The sequence below is a fragment of the Dactylosporangium sp. CS-047395 genome (assembly GCF_050942185.1).
GTDB lineage: Bacteria > Actinomycetota > Actinomycetes > Mycobacteriales > Micromonosporaceae > Dactylosporangium.
On sequence record NZ_CP192015.1, the window covers coordinates 1,063,431 to 1,073,518 of the forward strand.

Here is a 10,088-nt window from a genome sequence, read left to right on the forward strand (position 1 = left end):
TTTGGATCCCGCTTTGCCGGTGCGCTAATGTGAACAAGCTGACGCGGGGTGGAGCAGCTCGGTAGCTCGCTGGGCTCATAACCCAGAGGTCGCAGGTTCAAATCCTGTCCCCGCTACAAATCGAAGGCCCTCAGCCCTGCGCTGAGGGCCTTCGCCGTTCGTCAGGCCCGATTCCAAACGGTCACGTTGAAAGTGACCTTCGCCGGCGCTGTCGGTCCGCCCTCGACCGTGACGACCTCCAGGATCGCCACGACCCCGCCGCCGGGGCGGACGCAGACGAAGGTCTTTGGCTTCAGGTCGCTGTACGGGACCGATCCGCCGGGCGTGCCGGCCGGGCAACCCGCGTAGGTGGCCTGTTCCCGTGGCGCTACGGCGATCGCCACCGAAGCGGCTGCCTTCAGGCCCTGGAAGTCCTGGCCGAGCAGGATGTCGCGGCCCTTGCCGCAGTCCGCGTTCGTCATCGCCCAGTCCTCCGCATCGGATTCCAGGTCGGCACAGTACGAGAACGGCAGCACGAGTGTCCCGGCTCGGCGCTGCTGCCCCACCTGCGGCAGCGGCTCGACCGAGGCGGACGCGGACGGAGCTGGGCCGGCCGGCTGGTTGTAGACGACGATCGGACCCTTGGCCTGGAGCGCGTCGATCGTCGCCTGTTGATCGGCGATGGTCTGCTGCTGCTTGCTGTTCGTCCGCACCACCACGCCGAGCAGCACCGCCAGGACCACGGTGGTCAGGACGGCGGCCGCCGCGGTCAGGACCAGGGCACTTCGGAGGCGGGGCTTCGGCGGGGTATCGCTCGGGGTCGACACGATTGAACGGTAGCGATGGCCCGCACCTATTACTGCCCCGCCGGTAAATGGGTTGGGACGCTGCGGTAGAGTTGGCTTTGCCGACGCGGGGTGGAGCAGCTCGGTAGCTCGCTGGGCTCATAACCCAGAGGTCGCAGGTTCAAATCCTGTCCCCGCTACAGAGAAGTGCAGTTCAGAGCGCGGTTCCCGAATCCGGGGGCCGCGTTTTTGATTTCCTTCCGGGCGCCGTCCGGGCAGTCCGGGAAGGGAAGTGACGACCATGAGGCTCTGGCCGATCGCGATCGTCGCCGCTGTTGTCGTGCTCGCCGGCGGTGGGATGGTGGCCGCGCGGATGGCGACCGATGACGATGCCGCCGCGGCGGTGGCCGACGGGCCGGCGATCGCGGGGGAATGCCCGGCCGCCTGGTCGGGGGAGGCGCCCAAGGCCACTCGCAAGGGGCCGCTGGTCCCCACCGGGGCGCGCAGCGCGGTGCTGTGCAGTTACGCCGACCCGCAGTACGCCATCGGTGCCTCGCGTCGCGTCAGCGAGCGCGTCGACGAGCTCACCGGCTATCTGAACGGGCTGCCGGCTGAGCCCCGCAAGGACTCGGAGTGCCTGCTCAGCGCGGGGACCGAGCACGCCATCGTGTTCGAGTACGCCGGGCGCGAGCCGGTCGTGGCGGTGGCCCGCGGGTGTGCGTGGGATCAGGACGGGGGCGTGCGGTATCAAGGTGACATCCGCCGGATCACGGCGTTCTGGTCGGTGACCTTCCGCGACTGAGCGCGGGGCGCTACTCGCAGGCGCCGGACAGCGCGGCCAGGGTTGGCGAGCGCTGAAAGCCGGCACGGCACTGGTTTCAGGAGATTAGGTAGATCACGTAGCCGTCGATGTGGACGAGCTGGTACGGGGTGCCGGCCTTCTCCAGCTTGGCCTCGACCACCGGCAGGCGGTACGTGCCGTTGGCGATCTCCAGGAACGTGGTCGGCTTGTCGCACTTGTAGTACGGCAGTGACCGGCACGGGTTGTCGGAGAAGACGTACGCCGCCTTCGGGTCGGCCGTCGTGGCTGTCCACTGCTCGTAGTACCGGTTGTTCGGCGCGATCTCCAGCGTGTCGGTGACCGCGCCGCAGGTGATGGACTCCTCGGCGCGGAAGGCGATCCGGGCGCAGGTCCAGTAGTCGCCGTAGAAGTGCTTGACGCCGTGCGCGTGCAGGGTGTCCACCAGGGCCGTGCTGCGCTTGGCGTCGGCGTGGGTGCGCGGGATCTCGGTGAACGTGCGCACCGTGCCGAAGGCCAGGGCCGCCGTGTACGCCGCCAGGATCGTCACACCCGCGACGCGCAGGAAGCGGGGCCTGGCCACCGCGACCAGCGGGTGGAAGACCGCGGGCAGGGCCACCACCAGGCCGATGAGGTAGCGCGAGTGGCCGCCGGGGTAGCCGACGGCGGCGTCGCTGTTGGCGTACAGGTAGAAGGTGATCAAACCGCCCACCAGCATCGCCAGGTGCAGCGTCGCGGACCGGTCGGAGCCGCGGCGGCGCCAGGCCTGCCAGACCGCCCAGGCCGCCAGCAGGGTGCCGAGGCCCAGCAGCAGCATGTAGCCCGTGCCCCAGGAGACGCGGGTCCAGTAGCAGGACGAGGACCAGGACGTGACCGGGTTCAGGGCCGGGAGCTCGTCGACCGGGCAGACCGGGTTGCCCGTCATCATCGGGACGCTCTGGGTGACCGCGTTCCAGAGCGCGTGGGCCTTGGCCGACAGGCCCGCCGGGGCCTCGCCGCGCAGGACGGTCAGGGTCGAGATGGAGTCGCCGCCGGGTGGGGCGTTCAGGTTGTACACGAGCAGCGGGAGCATGCCGACGGCCAGGCCCACGCCGGCGGCCAGCGGGGCCACCAGCTGGAGGAACTCGCGGCGGCAGTGGATCAGCAGGGCCAGGCCCGAGGCCAGGGCGAAGGGGGCCACCAGCAGGTCGGCCCACAGGCCGGTGCCGGCCGCCACACCCCAGGCGGCGTAGAGGGCCAGCCGCCAGCGCTGCTCGCGCAGGACGCGGTAGGGCTCGTAGGTCGTGACCAGGCGGGCCGCGATCAGGAACATCAGCGACGAGAAGAGGAGGGTCTCGCCGTAGCCGCCCATGGCGGTCAGTTCGCGGCTCAGCACGTACGGTGAGCCCAGGGCCAGGAGGGCGAGCGAGATGAGGGCCCAGCGCGGGCCGTACACGATGCGGGCGAACCAGTAGCTGCTCACGAGGAACAGCACGAACATCAGCACCAGGCCGAGCCGCAGCGAGAACAGTGAGTTGCCGAAGAGGTGGAACAGGGCCGCGCCCAGGTACGCCTCGTGCGGGCCCATGTACGCCTGGCCCGGGAAGAACGTGGGGCGCTCGGCGCCGGCCGCGATGTGCAGCGCCTGCAGGCCCTGGTAGCCCTCGTCGCTGTTGGTCTCCGGCCAGTCCCAGGCGATGAGGATCAGGCGGATCAGGCCGCCCAGCGCGACCAGGCCGGCCGCGGTCCAGGCGTGCCACCGGCGGCCGGTCGCCTTCCGGTCCGCCTCGTCGGCGGCCGGGGACGCCAGCGCGGGCTCGCCAATGGCTTCGGTCTGCACGTCGCCGCTCCTCCACGGTGAGAGTACCGGCGGACGATACAGGCTCGGGCGGGCCGGTGCTTCGTCCGGCCCGCCCCGCATGGTCACGACAGCGTGCAGCTCACCGCGGGAACGGCGTTCGTGCTGTTGTTCCACGAGGCGAGGAAGCCGAACGAGGTGCCGCTTCCAGGAGCCAGGGCGCCGTTGTACCCCGCGTTGCGCGCCGTCACCGCCGCGCCCGTCTGCGTCACCGTGGCGTTCCAGGCCTGGCGGACCTGCTGGCCGTTGGCGAACGTGAAGGTGGCCGTCCAGCCGGTCGACGCGGCGGCCGAGGTGTTGGTCACCGCGACCTCGCCCTGGAAGTTCCCGCCCCACTGGGAGATCACCTTGTACGTGGCGGTGCACTTGCCGCCACCGGAGGAAGCCGAGGGGGAGGTGGAGCGCGAGGGGGAGGGGGAGGTGGAGCGCGAGGGGGAGGGGGAGGTGGAGCGCGAGGGGGAGGGGGAGGTGGAGCGCGAGGGGGACGTGGACGGCGCGACGCCGCTCAGGGCCTGGACGACCGCCGGGTACCAGGAGTTGGCCATCTTCTCGAAGCCGGCGTCGTTGGGGTGCACGCCGTCGCCGGTGTCGGTCGTCGCGTTGAACCCGGTCCACAGGTCGGCCAGGGTGATCGGGGACTGCGCCGTGGTCAGGCCGGCCGCCCAGGACGGCAGCGCGTTGTTCAGCGCCACCACGTCCGCCGGGCAGGTGGCGCAGGCGGACGCGCTCATCGGGATGATCTGGGCCACGACGATCCTGACCGCCGGGTTCTGGGCGCGCATCTGGCCGACGAGCTTGGTGAAGGCGGCGAGCTTGGTGGCCAGCGGGATGTACCCGCCCCACATGTCGTTGGTGCCGAGGTGCATCAGGACCACGTCCGGCCGGGCCGCGGCCAGCCAGGGCGGGAGCTGGTTGTTGTCGGCGATCCCGGTGGCCGAGAAGCCGCCGTGGCCCTCGTGGTCGAAGTCGTACGCGTAGCCGGGGTTGCAGCCGCCGCCGTCGGACACGCCGCCGACGAAGTCGATGTTCGTGTAGCCGGCGAGCTGGAGGCGGTGCCAGAGCTTGGCCCGCCAGCAGCCGGGGCCGGCGGTGATGGAGTCGCCGAGCGGCATGATCCGCACGGGGGCGGCCGCGGCGGATGATCCGGCCGGCTGGACCGCGACGGCGGCGACCGCGGCGAGCACGGCCGCGATCAGGACAGGGAGGAACGTACGGCGAAGCATGGGAAGAAACTCCTTGGGGGCAGGCGAGGGTGCGGTACGCCGGCTCCCACTGGCATCGCGCGTCGACCCTAAAGCGACGGCCGCCGATTTGGAAGACTGGCCCCATGAGCGACACCACCCTGCGCGTCGGGCTCGTCGGCTACGGGCTGGCCGGTTCGGCGTTCCACGCGCCGCTGATCAGCACCACCCCCGGGCTGAGCCTGGCCGCGATCGTGACGTCCGACCCCGAGCGGCGCAAGAGTGCCGGCGAAAGGTACCCGGACGCCCGCCTCGTCGAGCGCGCCGACGACCTCTGGACCGCGGGTGACCTCGACGCCGTCGTCGTCGCCTCGCCCAACCGCACCCACGCGCCGCTGGCCCGGGCCGCGCTCGAGGCCGGGCTGTCGGTCGTCGTGGACAAGCCGCTCACCCCGACATCGGCCGAGGGCGCGGAGCTCGCGGCGCTGGCCGCCGAGCGGAACCTGGTGCTGACCGTCTACCAGAACCGGCGCTGGGACGGCGACTTCCTGACCGCGCGCAAGCTCGTCGCCGCGGGTGAGCTCGGGCGGGTGCTGCGCCTGGAGTCCCGCTTCGACCGCTGGCGGCCGGTGCCCAAGGGCGGCTGGCGGGAGAGCGGCGACCCGGCCGAGGCGGGCGGCCTGCTCTACGACCTCGGCAGTCACCTCGTCGACCAGGCGCTGCAGTTGCTCGGCCCGGCCACCGAGGTGTACGCCGAGGTGCACACCCGCCGCGCCGGCCTCACCGTCGACGACGACACGTTCGTCGCGCTGCGGCACGAGGGCGACGCGCGCTCGCACCTGTGGATGAGCGCGCTCGTGGCCAAGGCCGCGCCCCGGCTGCGGCTGCTGGGCGACCGCGGGGCCTACACGAAGTTCGGCCTCGACGTCCAGGAGGACGCCCTGCGCGCCGGCCGGCTGCCCACCGAGGCCGGCTGGGGCCTGGAGCCCGAGAGCGCGTACGGCGTGCTCACCGACTACGCCGGCGTGGACCGCACGGTGCCGACGGAGGCCGGGCGCTACCAGGACTTCTATGCGGGCTTCGCGGCGGCCCTGCGCGACGGCGGGCCGGCCCCGGTCGACCCGGCCGACTCCATCGCCGCGCTCAAGGTGCTCGAGGCGGCCCGGAGGTCAGCCGAGCTCGGCGAGGTGGTGGACCTCTAGGCTTTCTTCCAGAAGGACTGTTGCCGCGTCAGGACCCGGTGCGCAGTTGAGGGGGTGTGGGTGGAGCTTGCTCCCCCACTGTTGTTCAGGACATCGCACGGTATCCGACAGTGCCGGAAAGACCGTCCGCTGCTGAGCCTCAGCAGGCGGCCCGGGCGGCCGCGAGGATCTGCTCCGTCACCGGGTCCGGGTGGGTGATCAGCGTCAGGTGCGACCCACCCGGCACGGTGCGGACCTTGGCGTGCGCGCGCTTCGCCATCGCCTGCTGCGACTGCGGCGTGATGATCTTGTCGGACGCGCCGATGACGTACCAGGACGGGATCTTCTGCCAGGCCGCCGCCTGCGACGGGGTGGTGAAGGCGGCCATGTTGGCCGGGCGCTGTCCGGCCCACAGCTCACGCGCGGTGTTCTTCGGCAGGTCCGGGCCGAACGAGCCCACGAAGACCGGCTCCTTCAGGTACAACTGCGATCCGACCTTGTCATAGAGGGTGGACGCGGGCTTGCTGAGCGCCGAACCAGCCCCGCTGAGCTGGCCCGTGGTCTCCCCGACGGCGGGCGCGGCCGCGTCGACGTAGACCAGCTCCTTGACGTTCGGGCTGCTCGCGGCCGCGTTGGTGATCACCGAGCCGCCGTAGGAGTGCCCGGCCAGCACGATCGGCCCGTCGATGGTCTTGAGGAACGCGGCCAGGCCGGCGGCGTCGGAGGTGAGGCCCTGCAGCGGGTTGGCGTAGGCGCGCACGACGTACCCGGCGCGCTGAAGCCGCTCGATCTCGCCGTTCCAGCTCGAGGTGCCGGCCCAGGCGCCGTGCACCAGCACGACGGTCGGCTTCGGGGCGCACGCGGCCGGCGACGGGGCGAGGGCGAGCGTGAGCGCGAGGGTCAGGAACATGCCCATGACCAGCAACGGTGACACCGGGTGGCGCGGCGCCCCTCACCCCGATGTCACGAACCGCGGCACGGTACCGTCTTGTCACGCATGGGCACCGATGACTTCACGCCGCACCGCCGCCGCCTGCTCGACGTCGCCTACCGCATCCTCGGGACCGTCACCGACGCCGAGGACGTCGTGCAGGAGGCCTGGCTGCGCTGGTCCGCGGCCGATCGGGCGGCGGTCGGCAACCCGCAGGCGTTCCTGGTCACGGTGACCAGCCGGCTCGCGATCGACCGGCTGCGCCAGGTGCGGGCCCGCCGCGAGGCCTACCCCGGCCCCTGGCTCCCGGAACTCGTGAGCACCCAGCCCGACCCGCAGGGCCGCGCCGAACTGGCCGAGAGCGTCGAGCTGGCGCTGCTGGTCGTGCTGGAGACCCTCTCGCCGTTGGAACGTGCCGCGTTTGTACTGCACGAGGCCTTCGGACTCGCGCACGCCGAAGTGGGGGACATCATCGGCCGCAGCGAGGCCGCCACCCGCCAGCTCACCCGGCGCGCCCGCGACCACGTGCGGGAGGCGCGGCCGCGGTTCGAGGCCGACCGGGCCGAGCGGCGCCGGCTCACCGAGCGCTTCCTCGGCGCCTGCTTCGGCGGCGACCTGGCCGGGCTGGTCGAGCTGCTCGCGGCCGACGTACGGCTGGTCAGCGACGGCGGCGGCCGGGCCAAGGCGCCGCTGCGGGTGATCGAGGGCGCGGACCGCGTCGGGCGCTTCCTCACCTCCATCTCCAACGACGACGGGGCGCAGCGCTTCCTCGAGTCGATCGGGATGGCGACGCCGGCCGAGTTCGGCGTGGCGATCGAGGACGTCAACGGGGTGCCGGCCATCGTGGTGCGGGCGGCCGGGCGGGTGATCCTGGTGTTCTCGGTGGAGCCGCTGGACGGCGGGCGGATCGGCACCGTCTTCCTGGTGGCCAACCCGGAGAAGCTCGCGCACGTGTCACGTTCCGGAGGGGATGCCGCGTCTGCCTCGGCATGACGAACTCCATCACCATCGTCGGCGGGGGTGTGGCCGGGCTGACCGCCGCCATCGCGTGCGCGGAGCACGGGCTCGCCGTGACGCTGCACGAGGCGCACAACAGCCTGGGTGGGCGGGCGCGCTCCACGCCGGGGCCCTACGTGGCGAATGACGGGACGCACGTGCTGTACAGCGACGGGGAGCCCTTCACGTGGCTGGCCGAGCGCCGCCTCGTGCAGCCGTTCAGCAAGCCGACGCTGGGGGAGCTGGCCAAGTTCCGGTTCCGGCACGGTGGACGCATCCGCGCGCTGCCGCCCGTCTCGCTGCTGCGCATGACCGCGCACCGGCGCCTGGCCGCGCCGGTCGACGAGCCGTTCGGGGCCTGGGCCACCCGCCGCTTCGGCCCGGAGGCGACGGCGGCCGCGGCCGGGCTGGTCGGCGTGATCACGTACACCGCGGACCCGGGCCGGCTCTCGGCCGCGTTCGTGTGGGAGCGCCTGCTGCGCGCGGTCGCGCCGACGTGGCCGGCGGTGCGGTACGTGCACGGCGGCTGGTCGGCCATGGTCACGCGGATGGCCGACCGCGCCCGCGCGCTGGGCGCCACGGTCGTCACCGGTTCGCGGGTCGACGCGCTGCCGGACGGCCCGGTCATCGTGGCGACCGGCTTGGACGCGGCCCGCGGCCTGCTGGGCGACGACGCGCTGCGCTGGCCGAGCGGGCGGGCCGCGCTCATCGACCTCGGCCTGCGCGCGGACCGGCGCGACCCGTTCGTGGTGTCGGACCTGGACGAGGGCGGGTTCGTCGAGCGGTACTCGCTGCCCGACCCCTCCCTCGCCCCGCCCGGCCACGCCCTGGTGCAGCTGGAGCTCCCGGCCGACGAGTCCGAGCCGATCCCGGCCGCGACCGCACGCGCGGAATCCCTCGCGGATCTCGCGCTGCCGGGCTGGCGCGAGCGGGTGACCTGGCGCCGCGACGCCTTCGCCAACGGCCGCACCGGCGCCGTCGACCCGCCGGGGGCGACGTGGCGCGACCGCCCCGCGATCGACCGGGGCGACGGCGTCTGGCTGATCGGCGACAGCGTGGCCGCCCCGGGCATGCTGGCCGAGGTCGCCCTGAACTCGGCCCGCACGGCAGCCCGGGCGGCGGCGGTGAAACTTACACCCGCGACGGCTCCCGAGGCATCGACCATCCGCGATTGATGCGGACCCGCGCGGGCGGCCGCCGGCGCGCGGCCGCGGCGTGCGGGTCGGTCAGTTCGTGGGCAGGAGGCGTTCCAGCTGGTCAGCGGCGCGTTCCGGGCCCGCCGTGGTGGGCTCGGTGAAGGCGGCCGCGCGGCCGCCGTAGCCGGTGTCGGTCAGGGCCGCCCACAGCCGGTCGGCGGTCGCCTCGGCGGTCCAGGACTCGGCCGGCAGCCAGCGGGCCAGGTCGTGGCGGGCCAGGCGCTGGGCCACGTCCGGGCGGTCGGCGCCGTGGGCCAGGATCACCTGCGGGGTGCCGGACAGCAGCGCGCGCACGGCGGTGCCGATCCCGCCGTGGTGCAGGATCGCGCCGCACTGGGGCAGCGCCGAGGGGAAGGGCAGGCGTCGGTACCACGCGAAGCCGTCGACCGGCTCGGGCGCGACCACGACGACGGGGTGGTCGACCAGCCCGGCGGCGGCCAGCGCGACCTCGTACCAGCGGGGGTGCAGCATCTGCCCGGTGCCGCCGGTGACCAGGATCGGCCGCCCCGGCAGGTCGACCGACTCGCCGTCCTCGTCCCCGGCGACGAAGCCGGTGAGGGCCGCGCGGGAGCGGGTGCCGGCCGCGTCGAACCAGCCCGGCCACAGGCCCAGCGTCGGGACGCGCAGGAACTCGGCCCAGTCGGCGACGGCCGGGAGCCCGAGGCCGGTCCGGACCGCGTCGATGCCGTCGGCCAGCCCCTTGCGCGCGTGCATCCGGGCGACCGGGGCCACCATCAGCTGCACCGGGGCGACCGCCGCCCAGACCGCCGGCGCGCCCAGCAGCTCGGCCGCGACCAGCACCGACAGGGCCGAGGTGTGCCGGCCGACGAGGACCGTCTCGCCCGGGCGGTGCCGCTCGGCGAGCAGCGCGACCTCGCGTCCGAGCTCGTCGAAGAGGCCGCGGTCCTGGTAGTACCGGCGCAGGTCGTCGGGGCGGCGCACGGCCAGCAGGTCGGCCGAGCGGGCCTGGTCCGCGCGGTAGCGCTCCTCGGTGTCGATGGCGGCGAAGCCGTAGGGCGCGTGCCGAGCGAACGGCGCATGGCTCACCAGCGTCACGTCGTGGCCGCGCGCGGCGAGCGTCGCCCCGATGCGCGCGAACGGCAGCACGTCGCCGGCCGAGCCGTGCGCGACGAGCAAGAAGACGGCCATGGCGGACGAGTATGACCATCCCGCCGGGCGTCAAACAAGACTCATGAAATCGGA

At 73.2% G+C, this 10,088-nt stretch carries 9 protein-coding genes and 2 tRNA genes; 6 read left to right on the plus strand and 5 right to left on the minus strand.

Features of this window, described 5'->3' with window-relative positions:
* Positions 1 to 42 precede the first annotated feature (42 nt).
* Positions 43 to 116 (plus strand) — tRNA-Met (locus ACQP00_RS04945).
* A 45-nt stretch (positions 117 to 161) separates the two neighbouring features.
* Here ACQP00_RS04945 and ACQP00_RS04950 read toward each other — a convergent pair.
* A complete protein-coding gene (locus ACQP00_RS04950) occupies positions 162 to 806 on the minus strand; it encodes a hypothetical protein (protein WP_433214939.1) in 645 nt (214 codons plus the stop codon).
* 84 nt (positions 807 to 890) lie between these two features.
* Between ACQP00_RS04950 and ACQP00_RS04955 the strand changes: the two genes are divergently transcribed.
* A tRNA-Met gene (locus ACQP00_RS04955) sits at positions 891 to 964 on the plus strand.
* A gap of 101 nt (positions 965 to 1,065) precedes the next feature.
* Entirely contained in the window at positions 1,066 to 1,566 is a 501-nt protein-coding gene (locus tag ACQP00_RS04960; RefSeq protein WP_433214942.1) for a hypothetical protein, read from the plus strand.
* Between the two features lie 76 nt (positions 1,567 to 1,642).
* Here the strand turns inward: ACQP00_RS04960 and ACQP00_RS04965 are convergent, their stop codons facing one another.
* Entirely contained in the window at positions 1,643 to 3,382 is a 1,740-nt protein-coding gene (locus tag ACQP00_RS04965; protein WP_433214945.1) for an ArnT family glycosyltransferase, read from the minus strand.
* Positions 3,383 to 3,465: 83 nt separating this feature from the next.
* Positions 3,466 to 4,623, minus strand: coding sequence for a cellulose binding domain-containing protein (locus ACQP00_RS04970; protein ID WP_433214948.1), 1,158 nt, complete (start codon positions 4,621 to 4,623; stop codon positions 3,466 to 3,468).
* A gap of 104 nt (positions 4,624 to 4,727) precedes the next feature.
* Between ACQP00_RS04970 and ACQP00_RS04975 the strand changes: the two genes are divergently transcribed.
* Complete coding sequence (locus ACQP00_RS04975) at positions 4,728 to 5,783, plus strand: Gfo/Idh/MocA family protein (RefSeq protein WP_433214951.1); 1,056 nt, start codon at positions 4,728 to 4,730, stop codon at positions 5,781 to 5,783.
* A 139-nt stretch (positions 5,784 to 5,922) separates the two neighbouring features.
* On the opposite strand, the gene ACQP00_RS04980 is transcribed toward ACQP00_RS04975, so the two are convergent.
* Complete coding sequence (locus ACQP00_RS04980; RefSeq protein ID WP_433214954.1) at positions 5,923 to 6,678, minus strand: alpha/beta fold hydrolase; 756 nt, start codon at positions 6,676 to 6,678, stop codon at positions 5,923 to 5,925.
* A gap of 81 nt (positions 6,679 to 6,759) precedes the next feature.
* Here ACQP00_RS04980 and sigJ point away from each other — a divergent pair, with 81 nt between their 5' ends.
* Positions 6,760 to 7,686 (plus strand): RNA polymerase sigma factor SigJ, encoded by a 927-nt coding sequence (gene sigJ, locus ACQP00_RS04985; protein ID WP_433214957.1) that lies wholly within the window; start codon positions 6,760 to 6,762, stop codon positions 7,684 to 7,686.
* Positions 7,683 to 8,864, plus strand: a complete 1,182-nt coding sequence (locus ACQP00_RS04990; RefSeq protein WP_433214960.1) for an FAD-dependent oxidoreductase — start codon at positions 7,683 to 7,685, stop codon at positions 8,862 to 8,864. The genes sigJ and ACQP00_RS04990 overlap by 4 nt, the downstream gene beginning before the upstream one ends.
* Positions 8,865 to 8,915: 51 nt before the next feature.
* On the opposite strand, the gene ACQP00_RS04995 is transcribed toward ACQP00_RS04990, so the two are convergent.
* On the minus strand, positions 8,916 to 10,034 hold the full coding sequence (locus tag ACQP00_RS04995) for a glycosyltransferase (RefSeq protein WP_433214963.1): 1,119 nt from the start codon (positions 10,032 to 10,034) through the stop codon (positions 8,916 to 8,918).
* Between the last annotated feature and the right edge of the window lie 54 nt (positions 10,035 to 10,088).